The sequence below is a fragment of the Brevibacillus sp. NRRL NRS-603 genome, assembly GCF_003013445.1.
Lineage (GTDB): Bacteria > Bacillota > Bacilli > Brevibacillales > Brevibacillaceae > Brevibacillus > Brevibacillus formosus.
Genome location: NZ_PXZN01000032.1, coordinates 32,667 through 49,373, shown reverse-complemented (window position 1 = coordinate 49,373; position 16,707 = coordinate 32,667). Strand labels below are relative to the sequence as shown.

At 43.7% G+C, this 16,707-nt stretch carries 20 protein-coding genes and 1 pseudogene; 18 read left to right on the top strand and 3 right to left on the bottom strand.

All coding sequences use genetic code 11. The features are described from left to right. Nucleotides 1–28 precede the first annotated feature (28 nt). The 3 genes from C7R94_RS22800 to C7R94_RS30375 are packed head-to-tail and all read left to right on the top strand — an operon-like array spanning nt 29 to nt 1,656. Entirely contained in the window at nt 29–805 is a 777-nt protein-coding gene (locus tag C7R94_RS22800; protein ID WP_233220637.1) for a Rha family transcriptional regulator, read from the top strand. A 22-nt stretch (nt 806–827) separates the two neighbouring features. Further along, nucleotides 828–1,475, top strand: a complete 648-nt coding sequence (locus C7R94_RS22795; protein ID WP_106785015.1) for a hypothetical protein — start codon at nt 828–830, stop codon at nt 1,473–1,475. Nucleotides 1,476–1,512: 37 nt separating this feature from the next. Further along, nucleotides 1,513–1,656 carry a hypothetical protein gene (locus C7R94_RS30375; protein ID WP_199197957.1) on the top strand — a complete coding sequence of 48 codons (144 nt, stop codon included), beginning with the start codon at nt 1,513–1,515 and terminating at the stop codon, nt 1,654–1,656. 95 nt (nt 1,657–1,751) lie between these two features. Here the strand turns inward: C7R94_RS30375 and C7R94_RS31040 are convergent, their stop codons facing one another. Beyond that, nucleotides 1,752–2,207, bottom strand: coding sequence for a CBO0543 family protein (locus C7R94_RS31040; protein ID WP_106785012.1), 456 nt, complete (start codon nt 2,205–2,207; stop codon nt 1,752–1,754). Between the two features lie 78 nt (nt 2,208–2,285). Between C7R94_RS31040 and C7R94_RS22785 the strand changes: the two genes are divergently transcribed. Further along, nucleotides 2,286–2,504 (top strand): hypothetical protein, encoded by a 219-nt coding sequence (locus tag C7R94_RS22785; RefSeq protein ID WP_106785010.1) that lies wholly within the window; start codon nt 2,286–2,288, stop codon nt 2,502–2,504. A gap of 140 nt (nt 2,505–2,644) precedes the next feature. On the opposite strand, the gene C7R94_RS22780 is transcribed toward C7R94_RS22785, so the two are convergent. After that, nucleotides 2,645–3,124, bottom strand: a complete 480-nt coding sequence (locus C7R94_RS22780) for a hypothetical protein (RefSeq protein ID WP_106785008.1) — start codon at nt 3,122–3,124, stop codon at nt 2,645–2,647. A 136-nt stretch (nt 3,125–3,260) separates the two neighbouring features. On the opposite strand from C7R94_RS22780, the gene C7R94_RS22775 reads away from it, so the two are divergent. The 3 genes and pseudogenes from C7R94_RS22775 (at nt 3,261) to C7R94_RS22765 (ending at nt 5,850) form a co-directional block, all read left to right on the top strand. Then, nucleotides 3,261–3,905, top strand: coding sequence for a hypothetical protein (locus C7R94_RS22775; RefSeq protein WP_106785005.1), 645 nt, complete (start codon nt 3,261–3,263; stop codon nt 3,903–3,905). Between the two features lie 289 nt (nt 3,906–4,194). Next, a pseudogene (locus tag C7R94_RS22770) lies at nt 4,195–4,611 on the top strand (DUF4280 domain-containing protein); the annotation flags it as partial. Nucleotides 4,612–5,556: 945 nt separating this feature from the next. Beyond that, the gene (locus tag C7R94_RS22765; protein ID WP_106785003.1) at nt 5,557–5,850 is read left to right on the top strand and encodes a hypothetical protein; all 294 of its coding nucleotides are present in this window, start codon (nt 5,557–5,559) and stop codon (nt 5,848–5,850) included. A 215-nt stretch (nt 5,851–6,065) separates the two neighbouring features. Here the strand turns inward: C7R94_RS22765 and C7R94_RS22760 are convergent, their stop codons facing one another. Continuing rightward, nucleotides 6,066–6,785 carry a hypothetical protein gene (locus C7R94_RS22760; protein ID WP_106785001.1) on the bottom strand — a complete coding sequence of 240 codons (720 nt, stop codon included), beginning with the start codon at nt 6,783–6,785 and terminating at the stop codon, nt 6,066–6,068. 340 nt (nt 6,786–7,125) lie between these two features. Here C7R94_RS22760 and C7R94_RS22755 point away from each other — a divergent pair, with 340 nt between their 5' ends. From C7R94_RS22755 to C7R94_RS22705, 11 genes are all read left to right on the top strand, one after another. Further along, nucleotides 7,126–7,509 (top strand): hypothetical protein, encoded by a 384-nt coding sequence (locus tag C7R94_RS22755; protein WP_106784999.1) that lies wholly within the window; start codon nt 7,126–7,128, stop codon nt 7,507–7,509. A 244-nt stretch (nt 7,510–7,753) separates the two neighbouring features. Continuing rightward, nucleotides 7,754–8,356, top strand: a complete 603-nt coding sequence (locus C7R94_RS22750) for a hypothetical protein (protein ID WP_106656609.1) — start codon at nt 7,754–7,756, stop codon at nt 8,354–8,356. A 48-nt stretch (nt 8,357–8,404) separates the two neighbouring features. Beyond that, nucleotides 8,405–8,899, top strand: coding sequence for a hypothetical protein (locus C7R94_RS22745; RefSeq protein ID WP_106784996.1), 495 nt, complete (start codon nt 8,405–8,407; stop codon nt 8,897–8,899). 218 nt (nt 8,900–9,117) lie between these two features. Continuing rightward, nucleotides 9,118–10,329 carry a site-specific DNA-methyltransferase gene (locus tag C7R94_RS22740; protein ID WP_106784993.1) on the top strand — a complete coding sequence of 404 codons (1,212 nt, stop codon included), beginning with the start codon at nt 9,118–9,120 and terminating at the stop codon, nt 10,327–10,329. A 132-nt stretch (nt 10,330–10,461) separates the two neighbouring features. Next, entirely contained in the window at nt 10,462–10,731 is a 270-nt protein-coding gene (locus C7R94_RS22735; RefSeq protein WP_106784991.1) for a hypothetical protein, read from the top strand. A 236-nt stretch (nt 10,732–10,967) separates the two neighbouring features. Then, nucleotides 10,968–11,477: a hypothetical protein gene (locus C7R94_RS22730; RefSeq protein ID WP_106784989.1), complete on the top strand. Its 510-nt coding sequence runs from the start codon at nt 10,968–10,970 to the stop codon at nt 11,475–11,477. Then, a complete protein-coding gene (locus C7R94_RS22725) occupies nt 11,458–13,296 on the top strand; it encodes a phage terminase large subunit family protein (RefSeq protein WP_106784987.1) in 1,839 nt (612 codons plus the stop codon). The genes C7R94_RS22730 and C7R94_RS22725 overlap by 20 nt, the downstream gene beginning before the upstream one ends. A 13-nt stretch (nt 13,297–13,309) precedes the next feature. Further along, nucleotides 13,310–13,585, top strand: coding sequence for a DUF6148 family protein (locus C7R94_RS22720; RefSeq protein WP_106784985.1), 276 nt, complete (start codon nt 13,310–13,312; stop codon nt 13,583–13,585). A gap of 16 nt (nt 13,586–13,601) precedes the next feature. Beyond that, complete coding sequence (locus tag C7R94_RS22715) at nt 13,602–15,254, top strand: phage portal protein (RefSeq protein WP_106784983.1); 1,653 nt, start codon at nt 13,602–13,604, stop codon at nt 15,252–15,254. Next, a complete protein-coding gene (locus C7R94_RS22710; protein WP_106784981.1) occupies nt 15,238–16,317 on the top strand; it encodes a head maturation protease, ClpP-related in 1,080 nt (359 codons plus the stop codon). Before C7R94_RS22715 ends, C7R94_RS22710 begins: the two co-directional genes overlap by 17 nt. A 12-nt stretch (nt 16,318–16,329) precedes the next feature. Then, complete coding sequence (locus tag C7R94_RS22705) at nt 16,330–16,707, top strand: head decoration protein (RefSeq protein ID WP_106784978.1); 378 nt, start codon at nt 16,330–16,332, stop codon at nt 16,705–16,707.

The window sequence follows — 16,707 nt, the reverse complement described above, 5'->3', positions numbered from 1 at the left end:
CAAAAATTATTCCGAGGAGGGAAATCCGTTGGACAAGCTCGTTTTCATCGGGAATGGAAAAGCAGTAACAGATAGCCTGTTAGTTGCTGAAAAGTTCGGGAAAGGCCACGACAACGTATTACGAGATATACGAAACCTCGATTGCAGCAGTGAGTTCCGACTCCTCAATTTTGAGGAGTCAATCTATACGAATGAAAGAGGACGAGTTTATCCCAAGGTAGATATGACTCGAGACGGGTTTACCTTCTTGGTTATGGGTTATACCGGAAAGGATGCCGGACGATTCAAAGAGGACTATATAAAAGCCTTTAATTTGTTGGAGCAAACAATTTCCCAACAAACACAACCGCAATTGACAACGATGGAAATGGTTGCTTATCTGGCGAATCAGGCAGTCCAGAAAGAAAAAGAGGATGCTCGGCGCGATCAGGAACTAAAGGCGTTAAAGAGCGGCTTTGAAACAATTACAGACAATCTGACGGCTGTGCCAGATGCAGCCAAGGTAGTCGATCTAATTAACGAATACTCTCGCTGGACTCGAATGGGGCACAACGAAATATACAACCGTATCTATGACGCGATGAAGGATCAGCATGGCATTAACGTCTTAGAGCGGGTGCAGCGGGAGCGGGACAAGATTAATGCTGATCGAATCAAAAGCATCGGTCGCCCATATGCCGAATCAACACTCAAAAAAATGATTAACGGAATAGACGTCATGGTGCGAATGGGTGCGCTGGACAAGTTTCACTCTATTCTCGTCGGAATGTTAGCTAAAGCAAAAAGTGAACGAATTTTTAACTAAACCACTAAAGGAGCGGATTTATATGACAACAATTCAAATGATTGATTCAAATGCTGGAGAAGCAATGCACCTATTCGAAGTGATGAAGAAGTTCGGCGTTACATGCAGCTTAGAATTTAAGTTGGAAGGAGTTGCCGATCCGTTTATTGGAATCTCAGGCGTTAACGTAGATGTGGACTATTTGGAAGCGGAGGACGGTGACACCTTGATTGTAAATATGGGAGAGGCGGAATTTGCTTTCGGTCTAGGCGATCATGATTTCAGTAGAATCATTTCTGATTGCCAAATCATGATGGCTATTGGAGCAAAAGACGGGAAATATATCGCTTGGTTCAATAGTGGTGTTATTTCTCCAGACGGGATCGTGGAAGCTAACAGCTATGACGGCACCGTTGGAGATGAAGATATCAATGAACCAGAGTTCACGGAAGAAGAGAAAAAATTGGCCTACTTTATCAGAAGTCTCGATTTTGACGCTGTGTTAGATGCTGTATCGGGAATCCATCGCGAAGTGGATCACAGTAAGAATAAAGCAGCAACGCATTTACGAGCTGGGAGAATTCAAACAGCTAACGCATTCGATAAACGGGCTGCCAACTTGGAGCAACTGGCCTGCTTACTTGGGGAAGCCAACAAAGACTACAATGCACATGTTTGCCAAGTGGATTAATCCACTGTCTTCACCAATAAACAAGGAGGAACAAGCGATGAAATGTGCATTTTGCGATGAAGAGATCGTAGGGGACAAGCCTGAGTGGATATTGGTAAGTAAGAAACCTTCTGTTGATCATTTTTGCTGCTTGGGGTGTTTGTCAGGGCGTGTAGACGAACTAGCAATTGAATCGGAATAGAAAAACGATTGATTAACTAATATGCCAAAGGCTCCCCAAGAAGGGGAGCCAATCCAACTACTATCACACGGTTTTTCTAGCTCAATATATAAAACTCACTCCTGGTAAAAACCTTTTTTATTCAGAAAAATGTAGTACAAATACGTCAAAGAAAATGGAATCAGGTACGAAACGAAGGTCCAACCGAAATTCCATCCATTAGCATAAAGTACTCTCCCAAAGTAATATCCAATTGATTCAATGAAAGTCGTTCCAGAAGTAATTAAGACAATCAAGATAAAAGGGTTTAGCCTCCTCCTGTGAATTAGATAAACAAGCAGGGTTGCCAGTACGGGAAAAATTCCAGTGTCGTAAAACAAGCCTGAGAACGATTTGTTCTCAAGAACAGGAACTATCTCCCAATAACCAGTTTGGACACCCCAATGATTTACTACGAAGGATAAGACAGAAAATGTTGGAGCAATGGTCAATACAATCTTATCGTTTTTTATGTAAAGCCAGGCTCCAAGAATCCATGGAATTAGAAACACGGCAATGAAATTAACTAACATTTTCTACCTCTATGTGTTTTATTACCAGTATTGCCAGTATCAGTAGTGATTTATCACATTAGTTAGGGAGGAAAGAGCATGCGAACGGAAGCAGTGAACGGCCTGAAAAAAGGCGATATTGTAGAGCATATAAAATGTCATCGCAGTCAATGGAAACAATTGAATCACGGAAGCGTAGATGGTGTATCACTATCCGGAAAGTCAGTTTATGTTCGATGGTATGACGAGAACGGAAAGCAGTTTCACTGGGCTAAGTATGATACCAGGTTGATCATAAGACGAGGATCGAAAAGCTGATTTTACAAAACGGTAATTGAGAGGATCGGAGGCAAGACGGTGTTCAGCCCAATTTAAGCTTCGGTAAATGCCACTACTAGGGGTAGCCTCGCCTCCCAAAGAAAAAAGAGCCGAAAGGTAGCTCGGCTCTTAATATAATCTTAACGTTCCCAAGTATCCGAAGCCCAGACAGGATACCAGCCTTGATTCAAGTCCGTGGTGTTATAAAGAACTAAATTTCCATCATCTTGCATAATCAGAAGGTCGCCTCTAAGGTTTGCAGGTGGTTTACCTTGATAATGGATATTGCTCCATGCAGCGTTATCTGAGTACCAAATCGGATCACCATTACCACGGAGTATAACGAGTTTTCCGCTATAAAAGTCAAGTTTGAGAGAATTTCCAGCGCGGTTGGTATTCACGCTCCATATGACGGTTGTTGGTTTGGGATTATACCTCTTTATATAAAGATCGTTATAAACAGAAAAACGTAAAGTGTATTTACTGTTCATTGACGTTAGCCAAGCACCATATTCAAGTGCTTGACCAGCCCTAATACGGTCCCCAGAAGCAAATGTTGCAGAAGTGAAATGGAGTTGGATCATGAAAACTGCAAATAACAGCAAAACAATCTTTTTCATAACAACCTCCTATTGGATTTGTTTACCGGATTATACTAAATTTTACCATAAATCCAATGAAAATGGGCAATTTTCAAAAAGTAATCAAATCACACGATTTGTTAAATGAGAATCTAGAAAAGGGTAGGTGGTGTAGGTGAATGATAAACTGATCGAAAAGGTATGCGAAAAATGTCCCGCTACTCAATGGGGTAAGAAATCGATCTGTAGTGTCCATAACCTCCACGTTGGTAAGATCGAAACCTGCCCGGAGTGGGACAATTACATTATAGAGAATCAAGGGTTGCTTGATCGGTGCGGGCAGCTCGCCTATATCAATCTTGAGCCAGCACTTGAAGTCGTACAAAAGGTAGAGGAAGAAATCAAGGATTACCATTGGATGGTGAAAGAGGTTGAGCGTCTGAGGAAGGAAATAGACAAGGCGATATCTTCGAATCCGTTGATACAGGAGAAATTGGTCGCTACCTATGGCGATGCAGCAGGTATGCCGAGCGGGAAAGGATTACGCCTCTCCACCTTAACCATTCCGGAAGAGCGGTACGAAAAACGGATTGAGAGAATGAAAAGCCTTGAAGACAAGGTGAGGCAAATCAATGATTTCGCTATCGGTCTGAGCGATAGCAAGTACCGAACAGTCCTGGAATGCATGATGGATGGAATGCGAATGAATAGCATTGCTAGGCACGTAGGAGTTTCCCGGCAACGATTGAATGAAATCAAACGGGACATCGTAAATCGATTAGCGAGGGAGCTGTACAGTGAGGAATTGTTAGGTTCCTGAAAGGTTGGCGGAATGACGTTTCTAAAGAAGAGCAGATGCATAAATACTCTGGCAATCCATGATGAAGAAGCCCTCGGGAATGATCCGAGTGGCTTTTCGTGGTTCTAAAAACCTATGGTCATAATGGTGCGTTTGTTACTTTGTATCTATTGTTAGTGTGCGTTCCACATCCGATACTTCATTACGTGGGCATTATTTCCTTTTTATATATAGATTGGATATCGAATATATCGATCAACATGAGAATCTCCCATCTGTATAGAAACCTTTACAGAGAGGAGGAGACTGTTTGCCCAATATTGAAGGTATCAATATCCAGCAGTCAAGTGCTGAACGCAAGAGCTACGTGGTTGTGGGAGCCATTTTATCATGCAGCAGCGGAAGTAAACAGAGTCGGCTGAAAATGCCGTTCAGCCATGGTGTTTTTGTAAAAGGAAAGCCGCAAATGAACATCATGGATTTTGTTCCTAACGTAAATATTATGCCATTCGGAAAGTGCAGCAGCTTACAAAATCCCACAGTCGCTTCTGCCACAGCAGCCAACAATGGTGTACTTAAACCAATGCCGTGCACACCTCTAACAACAATGCCATGGATAGATGGGAAAGCGGACAAAATGGTCGGTGGTCATCCGGCATTGCTTAATAAATCAACAAATATGTGTTTCTATTGTGGGCAGATCAAGATTGAAGATGACGGGCAGGATTTGGGTGGTGTGACGATAGGAAATCAGTCGTCAGCAAATAGCGGGCCGTCTGCTGCTGGTTTTGGACAAGGACCAGCTTGCGAAAGGCCGCAGGAAAAGCCTAGCATGTGGGATAGTTTCGTCAAAGGAATCTCGATGCTGGGAGATGTTCCTGCTGCGATGCAAAAAGCGGCAAGTGAGTTGCCAAGCGCTATGGAGAAAGCAGCAAATGATTTGCCTAAGGGTGTTGGAGCGTTTGTAAGGGAAGGATATATCGAGCCAATGCAAGAAGACTTGGATACGTTGCGGGATGGTAAAGTCGAGCTTGCGGATGGAATTGCAATCGGTGGGCTTGCCTTGGGTGTACTTACGCTGGGGGGAAGTAAAAGAATTAAGGGTTTATTGGATGCGGCAAGGAAGGGAAAGAAGGGGACAGGTAATGTTAAGAATTTCATTGATACTAAAGGGTTTAGAAATGACACACCACTTACTCAGGAACAAAAAAATGAATTAGTTAATTATGCAAAACGATTGGGTTTTCCAGAAGATCAAATTATTATCGCAGATGAGGTAACTACCACTCAAACAAGCATAGCATATGGTCAAATGTTGTTTATAAACAATGATGTCTTGCCAACTAAATTACCAACTAGAAATCCCAATTCTTTGATTAGCGGTAAAGGCACTATTGCGCACGAAGTTGTTGGACACTATGAGACAGTTAAGAAAGGAACTGCTTTTGATCAATTTGACATAATAAACAATGAGATGATTCCAAATCTAATAAATACTGCCCTAGATGAAGCACAAGCTAGTATTAGAGCAGCACGATTTGCACCAGAATTAAGCCAAGCCGAGAGAATGATGCTTGGAAGAGATGCTATTCAGAGATTAAGAAATGAAGGATTGAAGCTAAGAGATGTTAAACAGTTACTTGATATTTTTGAAAGATAAGGAGGGCTAAGAATGTGTTATACACATATCATGCAAATAGGATATAGCATGAATCATAAAAAACTAGGATGTATTATTGTAGGAGGGGCTGACCCAGTATTTTCCTCAAGTAATACGAAAATACCATATCTTGTGGATAAATATATTATGGTTAAAACTACAACAGAAGAATTGAAATTTAAAGTAAAAAAAATGGATCTTTCAACTTCTATATCCGGAATGCCTAATATTGGAATTACCATTTATGAGTCGGACGATTTTATTAAGATAAAAGCTGGTGATGAAGTTTATGCAGTATTAGACTGAGCAGCAAGTCCGATGTTGGTTGGTACACTATGGCGGCGGTTGACATATCTGACACATCTGACGCTCTTGACGGTTTTTGCAAGCAAATCAAAAGTCGCTCTATACTAAGTGTACGCACGATGAATAAGCCGCTCGGGAATTAGACGGGCGGCTCTTATATATTTCGGGAGTTAAATCTGCCCACGAATATTTCAGTGGGGAGATATTCCTAACGATCATAATTCCAAGGAATTGATTAAGTCTTTCATTTTTTTAAGCTCAGATACAACTCTTTCATACTTTTCTTGTAGCATATCATTTTGATTTCTTAGATTCTCATTCTCTTCCTGTAGGGTTTTGAAGGAAGTGATAAAGCTATTGATGGAATCTAGGAAACCAGCTTCGTTAGTATGTAAAGGTCTTTCACCGTCTTCACTTTGCTTTTCGTGAGATGCATTTTGGAAAGTCTCAGGGGTTTCTGGGGTAGCTGCTTGGAACTCGGATTGATTCTTTAGAGCTTCATCGTATTGCGCCTTATATTCTTCGATTCTCATGAGTGCATACCACTTCGTTTTAATGGTACTCTCCTTAAGGTTTACAATTTTTGAAACGGATCGCAAGGCTTCTCCAATTGCCTGACCTTTTAAAATTTCTGTGCAAACTAATGAAACGAGATAACGATTTTCCTCACTTACTTTTCTCATAGATCTGTTTTTACTTCCTTTCTGTAAAGCTTTTTCATAGAGTGCTCGATAGTAATTTCTCAAGTGTTCTTGCCAAACGTATTGACACATTTGAGCAGTTGGTTTTTTTAGCACTGCTTTAGCAATTTCAAATGCTTTTTTTAATGCATCAAGCTCTGTCTCACCTTCACCTTTGCTGACACAATTCAGGACAATTTTGGATAATTTAAGTTTTTCTTGTGGAGTGAATTCACTGATGATAACTCGACCCATAAAAATTCCTTCCTAGCATTATCTATACATTAATTAATTTCATTCAGTGCATAAGGAAAATCAACTTGTAAATTATGGGGGCGATTACTTTGCTGGAATATATCGGACAGGGGATTACATGCGAGACCTACGGCTTCGGCCTTTCGCCCTTTGTCCGGTATCTCTCGTATTCGAATACGCTGATCCTATCCTAAGTGTGCAGTATTACCTGGTGCAGTACTAAAAGAAATTTATTGGAATTTATAAAATAAATGAACTTTATTTAGTGTATTTACAATCATTGGTATAATAAGGTAATATATTTTTTGGTAAAAATAATGAAATATAGGAGTTGTTAGTAATGAAGAAATATTTTATGAAACTTCTTGTTGCAACATTTGCCCTCACGTTTGTGATTGGGTATGCTGTGCCAGCTCAAAAAGCTTCAGCTTTAAGCCTAATTCTTTTTATGGAACTAAAGAAGGCTGCCGAAGATGTAGCTGATTCTTTACCAAATGATATTATGGATGATGATATAACGGTAGATCTCGGTTCATTCAAAGATAAACATGGAAATACCCCTCTTACCAAGTCTTCTGGCGAATTCAAAAATGGAAAATGGACTGTGGAAAAAGATACTGCAGGGCATCTTGGATGGAACGGCGAAAAGAAAGCATGGAAATTAAAGAAGAGCGGCGATAGAAAGGCTTCCTTAGATAAAGATGGTGTAGTATTAGGAAAATAAACAATAAAACACCGATTATGCAGATTGTAGATAAAGTCCCCTTTTGAATAAGGGGACTTTTCACGTCGTTATAAGGAATATACTTTCAATCCTTATAAAGTGGACCAGGACAAGAAATTTTGCTGTTGAGTTTCAAAAAATTAGATTGAGGGTTTAATTACAGCATGAGCACGGCTTTGCACGTTTTTCCTAATTTACTTAATGCGGTATACTAAACTATAGAATTGAAAGAGGGAGTGTTAGTGTGGAAATTAGAACAATTATTGAAGAGAGACTTTGGGAAAATGTACATAGTATTAATGAGTTATTGAAACCTTTTCAGGAAGATTTACTTTCCATTGACTTTGAAAGCGAACTTTCAGATAACAGGTTTCTTATCGATCGCTTTCCAGTGCCTTTGCGATATCCTTTAAGCGATGAATTAGAGATATTTTATGATGATTGCAAAGAAGAAATGAGCAAATATAGCTACTATTTGCAGGAAGAACAACGTTTTATTAAAACTATTCAGCAGTTATGGACTCTTAGTTCAGCTATTGCAACTTCTAATCTATCAGACCGAGACATTGACAGATTAAAAGACATTGTGGATGATCATAATAGCCTGCTCGAAACTTATGAAAATGCGTCAAAAAAACCAATGTTCGAAATTGACTCGAATAGAAAGATGGAACTTTTGACTAGGTTAAGTTTAAGAGAAAAAATTCATACATGCTTTATTTTTCCTGAAATCAAATTGATTGTGCGTTCTAATGGGCTTATTTTCGAGCTTTATTTAGGAGATCAATCAAAAAAAGAACTGGTCCAATTAATTTGTTCAACTCATGGACTATACTTACGAAAATAATAAATTGGAGTACTTTCTCCCTTTATAAGTGGAGGTGGGTGAAATGTAGTGCGGCAGTATGTCGACTCAATGACAGGAGAAATATACTACACGGAGGAAGTGCTGCGCCGGTCGGACGAGATTGTAAAAGTGTTTCGTCCAGTAGGCCGCAGCTCAAAATTCGTGAAGAACAAAGCCAGCCAAAAGGCAAAGCGACGGCTCAGAAAGCTGTCACTCGCTGAGGCTGGCTTTTTGTTGAAGATCGCTCCTTATGCCAGCGAGGGAACCAACCTCCTGCAAGGCGACAATGAGCGCGGGCAAAAGGGCACACCACTTACCGTCAAAGACCTTGCCCGCATTGCAGACTGTTCCTATCCAACAGCACGCAAGATTGTGAAGACATTCATTGAGCTGCAGATCATCCGCCGAACTGACTTGGATGGACGGTCAGCACTAACCATCAATCCCCTGTATTCTCTCAATGGGAAGACAGCAGAAGCGTGGCTCCTGCACCTATTCAGCCAGGAGATCACAGAGGCAGGAGAAGACCCAAATTTGGATTAGGGGTCGCCAGAAGCCAACAGGCAGCCAAAGTATAAGGCTCTAAGCTTCAATCTCATTTTTTGCGGTGAAACAAAACATATACTTTTCTGCTGGAATAATAGTCGTTTGATTACACCTACAAAACACGGCACCAGCCCAACAGTATCAAGGCATAGAGCAATTCAAGGGTTGGTAATATTCTTTATTCTTACTTTATCGCCACGAAGGAGCTGAACAGCATGGACATACGGAAAATACCAGTCTTTATGATTAAGGCTGCTGAATATAACCCGCGAATAGATTTGCAGCCGGGCGACCCTGAATACGAGAAATTGAAACGATCCATTCAAGAGTTTGGCTACGTCGAGCCGCTGGTTTGGAATGAGCGAAGTGGAAACCTTGTCGGAGGGCATCAGCGATTCAAAATACTCGTCAACGAGTTAGGACGGACTGAGGTAGACGTATCAGTCGTTGACTTGGATGACATTAAGGAGAAGGCACTCAACATCGCTCTGAACAAAATCAGCGGGGATTGGAATGAGGAAATGCTCGCCCAGGTGTTGGCGGAGCTACAGGAGTGCGATTTGGACGTAGAGCTCACAGGTTTTGATCTGGATGAAGTTGTAGATTTGATCAACGATTACGTCAACATTGAAATAGATGAACCAGTTAAAGAAGATGATTTCGATATTGAAGACGAGCTCTCTAAAATCGAAGAGCCAGTCACACGACCAGGCGACCTTTGGATTCTCGGGCGACATCGACTTTTGTGCGGAGATTCAACCAATCAATCGGACGTCGAACGGCTTATGGATGGCAAGCTTGCTGCAATGGCTTTCACCGATCCGCCGTACAACGTGGATTACACCGGTAAAACGAAGGATGCTCTTAAGATTGAAAACGACAAAATGGCAGACGGCCAGTTCAAGGAATTCCTGGTGACCGTCTATCAAAACCTCTTTCTCGTATCCGAAGAGGGAGCCCCTATCTATGTATGTTATGCGGCTACGGAGGGCGCAAATTTTAAATCAGCTATGAAAGAATCCGGATGGCTTTTGAAACAGTGTCTCGTTTGGGTAAAAAATAGTTTCTCTATTGGCCGACAGGATTACCATTGGCGACACGAGCCCATTCTCTACGGATGGAAGCCGGGGGCTGCACATCGATGGTACGGCGACCGCAAGCAGGACACGGTTTGGGAAATTGATAAGCCAACGCGTAATGGCGAGCATCCCACGATGAAGCCAATTGCTCTAGTTGCTCGAGCTTTACAGAACAGCAGTAAGCGTGGGGACATCGTGGTCGACTTCTTTGGCGGTTCTGGATCCACACTTGTTGCGGCTGAGCAAACCGAGCGGGTTGCCTACCTCATGGAGATTGACCCCAAATATTGTGATGTGATCGTAAAACGATGGGAACAACTCACTGGTGAAATAGCAGTGAAGGCATAAGAAAAGGAGAGTGCAGAAACACTCTCCCACTCAAGCCGGGTCACCCCAGCAGAGATAGTGGAACACCGTGGCCACGGATTCTTCAAGCCACTATCTCATTTTCCATATTAAAGGAAAGCTGTGGTGGCATCAATGAAAAAGCAAACAGAAGAACTGCTGACCGACTTTGTTGATACGAACCAGAAATATAGAAAGGTGATTCATGCGGTCATCGCCCAATGGGTGAAGGATTTCCAGAGCGGCAAGATCATTGTAAACTCTGTGCGTGATCTGCATTCGCTCATGAAGATGGAACAAGAGTTGCAAAAATCTATAGCGACGGATGCCAAGCAAATAAAGGACAAGCAAGGCCGTAGCCCAGGTGGGGAGCACCAAATGACTATGTATGACACTAATGGTTGATTTGAATTGTGTTAAAACCATACACAATTCTGACAGCTTGGGTCCTTCCGGGAAGTCTAATTCCATGCGGGTCGATCGAGCCCCGAAATTCAACTAGACTCAAAATTTTAAAGTCACTTCCTATTCACTGGTCGTTGCTACTACTGAAAAAATCGCTTCATCTACTGTCCCGAACTACATTGGGTCAAGAAGAGGAAGCGATTTGTTTTTTACTTCCGGAAGAAAGGAGAGAACTCATGGATATGATTGTGGGCACACAGCAGTTCGCTGATGTGATCGGAAAAACCCCTAAATGGGTAAATACACTCACACGAGATGGTATCCTCCAACAGATTAGCAGAGGAAAATACGATCTAGCCGACAACGTTCAGCGATACATCAAATACGTGCAGCATCTTAGCGATAATACAGACATCGATTACAACGAAGAAAAAGCGCTGCACGAAAGAGCCAAGCGGAAAATTGCTGAGCTTGATCTGGCAGAAAAAGAATTGTCGCTCATTCAGGTGGATGAAGTAGTTAAGATTATGGAGCGGATGGTCGGTCTATTCAAAGCGCGTTGCCTCACGATTCCATCGAAAGTATCTCCTTTGCTCCAATTTGAAACAGAAATGCCGGTAATCGTGGGGATATTGCAAAAAGAGATTAAAGAAGCATTGCAAGAACTGGCAGATCACTACACTAACTTTGCTGAAAAGGGCACGGTCGAGCCAACTGGTGCAGAGCATGAACCAGAAACATCGTAAGCTTTACCAGGCTATCGCCCAAATCGTTTCTCCTCCAACCGATTTGACAATTACTCAGTGGGCAGATGCCTACCGATATCTGTCTCCTGAATCGGCAGCTGAGGCAGGGAAGTACAGAAGCGATCGGGCGCCATATCAAAAGGGCATGATGGATGCAGTTAGTGATCCAGAAGTAGAAGAAGTAGTATTTATGATGGGATCACAGGTCGGAAAAACGCTATCCCAGGAAAACATCATCGGTTATTACATTGATCAGGACCCGTCTCCCATGATGTTGGTTGTCCCCACACTAGATATGGGAAAAAGCTTTTCGAAAGACCGACTTAGCACTATGATACGCGATACGCCAGTTCTGACTAAAAAGGTTGCTGATTCGAAAGCCAAAGATTCAGGAAATACCATCTTGCATAAATCATTCCCAGGCGGTCATATCACCATTGTGGGTAGTAATTCCCCGGCCTCACTGGCGAGTCGTCCGATCAGGATATTGCTGGTCGATGAATTAGACCGATTCGAGGCGACTTCTGAGGGTGATGCGCTGGACTTGGCAAGAAGACGGACGGCCACGTTCCACAATAGAAAAATCGTTGTTGCTTCTACACCAACTATTAAAGGCCATTCGCGGATCGAGCAGCTATACAATAACTCCTCGAGAGGTGAATGGCATCTTCCATGTCCGAAGTGTGAGGCACTCCAACCCTTGGAGTGGAATCGGATCATATTCGATACCGTATCGATGCGCTGCTTGCATTGTGGCTTTGATTCTCCTGAAATCGACTGGAAGAAACAGCAGATTGCTGGCAAAGGTGAATGGATACATGAATTCCCTGAACGAAAAGTAAAGGGATTCCACATGAACGCGTTAGCGTCTCCATGGACTCGTTGGCAAGAAATGATCGAAGCCTTTTTGATCGCACAGGACGAGTTGAAAAAAGGAAATCCCGAGCAGATGCAGGTTTTTGTTAATACGTTATTGAGCGAAACATGGGAAGATCGCGGTGATATTCAGGATGAAAACATTCTTCTGGAGCGGCGAGAAAGCTACGATGCTGAACTACCGAACGGCGTTCTCATCCTTACAATGGCAGTCGACACCCAGAATGACCGTTTGGAGTATGAAGTCATCGGCTGGGGTAAAGAAGAGGAATCATGGGGAATAGAAAAAGGAGTCATCTGGGGAAAACCAGACAATCCGCGTACATGGCAAGACCTTGATGACAAGAGAGAAAAGGTTTGGAAATTCGCTAATGGCGCAGGGCTTATTGTAGCGTGTACCTTTGTTGACATAGGCGGTCACTACACAGATGAAGTTTATCGATATTGCGGACCACGTCTACAAAGCAGAGTTTTTCCCATCAAAGGGGAAGGCGGTTCAGGTCTTGAGTTAATCCGGAAGGTCTCCAAAAACAACAAATATAAGCTTCCACTTATCCTCCTTGGTGTGGATTCAGGAAAAACGACGATCATGCAGCGTTTGCATATTGCGGAACCTGGTCCACACTATTTTCATTTCCCGATTGGGGAAACACGCGGATATGATCAGATTTATTTCAAAGGTCTTGTTTCTGAGCGGCAAGTGTTTAGGAAAAAGTATGGCCAAACCGTCATGGTTTGGGAAAATGTCGCCAAAGACAAGAGGAATGAGCCGCTGGATTTACGGGTCTATGGTCTCGCAGCGTTGCGTTTGCTGAAACCAGACTTTGAAGCACTCGAAAAACGCTTGCGAGAAACTGATCCTCCCGTAAAACATACAGCTGCAGCAAAACAAATATCAGGTCAGCAAGCAAAGCAGCTCGTCAAGCGCTCAAAACTTTGGTGAGGGGGTGTAGGAAATGGCTTATGATCCACAGCAGCAGAAAAGGATACAAGATGAATTAGAAATTGTTAAGGACCGCCTGAGTAAATACTACGAGGCTGAGACAGCCATTTTGACAGGCGCACAGGAATACCGGATCGGGTCCAGGAATTTGCGTCGCGGCGACTTGAAACTCATTAAGGATGAGATCGAGAAGCTACAAGATCGGAAAAACGAACTGGAAAATGCACTAACAACGGGCGAGAGTCCATCAAAGCGTAAGGCATTTCGAGTCATCTATCGAGACTTGTAAGGGGGGTGAGTAATTTGTGAAGTTCATAGACAAAACAATTGAATGGCTATCACCAACTATGGCGTTAAAGCGAGAAGTGAATCGCGCAAAGCTATCGGCACTTCGGAAGGCTACGAATAGTGGTTATTCGAATAACGGGGCCAGTCGGAGAAAAAACTCAATGAAAGGCTGGAACAGCGATAGCAAAAGTCCGCAAGAGGACATCGGGCAAAACCTTGCTGTGCTTCGTGAACGTAGCCGTGACCTTTACATGGGTGGCGGTCTTGCTACAGGGGCCATTAAGAAGAATCAGTCAAACATCGTCGGTTCGGGACTCACACTCAAATGTCAACTCAATTACCGGCTGCTTGGCATTACGGCAGAACAGGCAAAAGAGTGGGAAGATCGTACAGAATTCGAATTTAACCTTTGGGCATCATCCAAGATCGATAACACCGGGCTGAATGACTTCTACGATGCACAACGGATCATGTTGACCGGATGGTTGCTGAACGGTGATTCCCTTGCTGTTATGAAATATGCAGATACCGCAGAGCGGCTAAATCCATATCGCATGCGGCTTCATCTCATTGAGGGCGACAGGCTCAACAATCCGAATCATACGCAAGGTTACTCCCCAATCCTTGGTACTGAGGGCTTCTCGCTTTCCGAATATGTGGAGCTATCAGATGGCCGTGCTATCCGAAATGGAGTCGAGACAGATCCGAATGGTAAAGTGATCGCTTACTGGATAAGCAATAAACACCCGAACAGTACGATTCCACAAGGACATATAACACAATGGGCGCGCGTTGAGGCACAGAATCCGGTTTCCGGATTACCTAACGTGCTTTTTGTGATGGATGCGGAGAGGGCAGAGCAATATCGCGGTGTACCGTATCTTGCACCTGTCATCGAGCAAGTCAAACAAATGGACCGTTATGCCGAAGCAGAGATTGCAGCGGCGATCATCAATAGTTTTTTCGCTGCCTTTATTACACGAAAAGAAGGAGCAAAAAACGAAATACCATTTACCAATCCCATTCCTGAAAGTGAGCAATTGAAACTGTCTCCAGAGGAACGGCTCTCCAGTTACGAGTTGGGGCCGGGAACCATCAACATGTTGGCAGAAGGCGAGGAAGTGACCTTTGGCGATCCTACGCATCCCAACGCTGGATTTGATTCGTTTACAAAGGTCATGGCGCAGTTAGCAGGCGCAGCGCTGGACATGCCATATGAAGTGCTGCTTTCTGTGTTCAACAGTAGCTATTCAGCGAGTCGAGCTGCACTCTTGCAAGCGTGGAGATCCTTCCGGGACCGCCGTGATTGGTTCTCTCATGATTTCTGTCAGCCGACCTACGAGACGTGGTTGTTTGAAGCCGTGGCAACCGGACGTATTAAGGCACCTGGATTCTTTAGCGATCCGGTTATGCGAAAGCTATGGAGCCAAGCTATTTGGATTGGACCGAGTCCTGGTCAAATCGACCCTGAGAAAGAAGTAGATGCTGCCGTGAAGCGAATCAACAACGGATTTAGCACGCACGAACGGGAAACGGCGGAGCTCACAGGGATGGATTGGGATAGCAATATTGACGTGCTGACGCGCGAGTGGGAGGCACGTCGGAACCTGCCACAAGCACATATTCCGGGCATGAAAGGAGGTGACAAACAAAATGCCAAAACGGATTGAAGTTAGAGGCGTAATCATACCGAATGACCATCAATGGATTTACGACTTGTTCGAAATGGATGCAACAAGCCCTGGGAAAATATCGAAAGCTATTGCGGAAGCAAATGGCGATGATCTTGAGGTCATTATCAACTCAGGTGGTGGTGATGTTTATTCAGGCAGTGAAATCTATACCATGTTGAAAAGCCATCCAGCTGGTGTTGACGTCCAAATCGTTGGCGTGGCAGCTAGTGCTGCTTCTGTCGCGTCCATGGGTGGAAAGAAGGTCAGAATGTCACCAACGGCGCAATTCATGATTCACAACGCAAAGACTCGGACTCAGGGAGATAAGTGGGAGCATCGGCACACAGCTGATTTCTTACAGGCGGTGGATAAGTCCATCGCGAATGCATACCGACTAAAAACGGGGTTGTCTCAGAACGAATTGAGTACCCTTATGAACCGGGAAACGTGGATGACGGCACAAGAGGCATTGGCAAAAGGGTTTATCGATGAAATCATGTTCGACGATTCGAATCAGCTCAGTGCTGTCGCACATGCAGGCATCGAAATGATTCCCCAACAGGTGATAGACCGTGTCCGAAATGAAATTATGAAGTTCCAAACGGAAGGAGCGAGCATTATGCAAGTAACCAATCAAACACAAGTAATCGATCCACAACCACCGACAGCATCAAATACAGCAGCAGCACCACAACCACCTGCACCGAATCAGGCACAAAATACTCAAGATGCAGCTGCACAAGAGAGGGAGCGCCTTCGCGCCATTGACGCTATTGCAGCAAATATCGATCCTGCTTTGGTAAACGAAGCGAAGTATGGGGAAAACCCAATGACAGCAGCTGATCTTGCTCTCAAGGCTATGCAAGAGGGCAAGATGATCAATAACGGCATATTCAATGCGGCAGTAGCAGCTAATCAAGTGTCTGGAGCTCTTGATGTGACAGCTCAATCACAACAACAAAACACGGAAAAAGAGTATGACTTGAACAACTTGAAAGACGTGAATGCAGTCTTCCAGCAACTCGCGCATGCACATTCAATGCAGCGCCTACAAAGATAAGGAGGAATAACCATGGCACCAAACACTTCTACTACATTTGGCACGGTGGATAATCAGTCCTTTTTCGCGGGGACGGAAGTGTCCGCAATGACCACAGCTGTGACACTACTTGCTGGTCAAGGGAAGCTCAAACGCGGATCGGTACTCGGAAAGATCACCGCCAACGGGAAGTATGCGTTGGTAAATAAAGCAGCAACAGACGGAAGTCAGATCGCGTCATTGGTTTTATCTGAGGACGTGGACACAACCGGAGCTGATGTAAACGCAGTAGCGTATAAAACGGGTGTTTTTCGATATGACGCTCTGAAAGTGGCGGCCGGCGATTCAGTGGCCAACCACAAAGATGAGCTTCGCACCGTCAATATCCATTACAAAACTGATCGGGGGTAA

Bases quoted from the DNA above. Each gene is read 5' to 3' on its own strand.
- C7R94_RS22795 (WP_106785015.1), top strand. From the start codon at position 828: ATGACAACAATTCAAATGATTGATTCAAATGCTGGAGAAGCAATGCAC.
- C7R94_RS30375 (WP_199197957.1), top strand. From the start codon at position 1,513: ATGAAATGTGCATTTTGCGATGAAGAGATCGTAGGGGACAAGCCTGAG.
- C7R94_RS31040 (WP_106785012.1), bottom strand. From the start codon at position 2,207: ATGTTAGTTAATTTCATTGCCGTGTTTCTAATTCCATGGATTCTTGGA.
- C7R94_RS22785 (WP_106785010.1), top strand. From the start codon at position 2,286: ATGCGAACGGAAGCAGTGAACGGCCTGAAAAAAGGCGATATTGTAGAG.
- C7R94_RS22780 (WP_106785008.1), bottom strand. From the start codon at position 3,124: ATGAAAAAGATTGTTTTGCTGTTATTTGCAGTTTTCATGATCCAACTC.
- C7R94_RS22765 (WP_106785003.1), top strand. From the start codon at position 5,557: ATGTGTTATACACATATCATGCAAATAGGATATAGCATGAATCATAAA.
- C7R94_RS22760 (WP_106785001.1), bottom strand. From the start codon at position 6,785: ATGGGTCGAGTTATCATCAGTGAATTCACTCCACAAGAAAAACTTAAA.
- C7R94_RS22755 (WP_106784999.1), top strand. From the start codon at position 7,126: ATGAAGAAATATTTTATGAAACTTCTTGTTGCAACATTTGCCCTCACG.
- C7R94_RS22740 (WP_106784993.1), top strand. From the start codon at position 9,118: ATGGACATACGGAAAATACCAGTCTTTATGATTAAGGCTGCTGAATAT.
- C7R94_RS22735 (WP_106784991.1), top strand. From the start codon at position 10,462: ATGAAAAAGCAAACAGAAGAACTGCTGACCGACTTTGTTGATACGAAC.
- C7R94_RS22730 (WP_106784989.1), top strand. From the start codon at position 10,968: ATGGATATGATTGTGGGCACACAGCAGTTCGCTGATGTGATCGGAAAA.
- C7R94_RS22725 (WP_106784987.1), top strand. From the start codon at position 11,458: ATGAACCAGAAACATCGTAAGCTTTACCAGGCTATCGCCCAAATCGTT.
- C7R94_RS22720 (WP_106784985.1), top strand. From the start codon at position 13,310: ATGGCTTATGATCCACAGCAGCAGAAAAGGATACAAGATGAATTAGAA.
- C7R94_RS22710 (WP_106784981.1), top strand. From the start codon at position 15,238: ATGCCAAAACGGATTGAAGTTAGAGGCGTAATCATACCGAATGACCAT.
- C7R94_RS22705 (WP_106784978.1), top strand. From the start codon at position 16,330: ATGGCACCAAACACTTCTACTACATTTGGCACGGTGGATAATCAGTCC.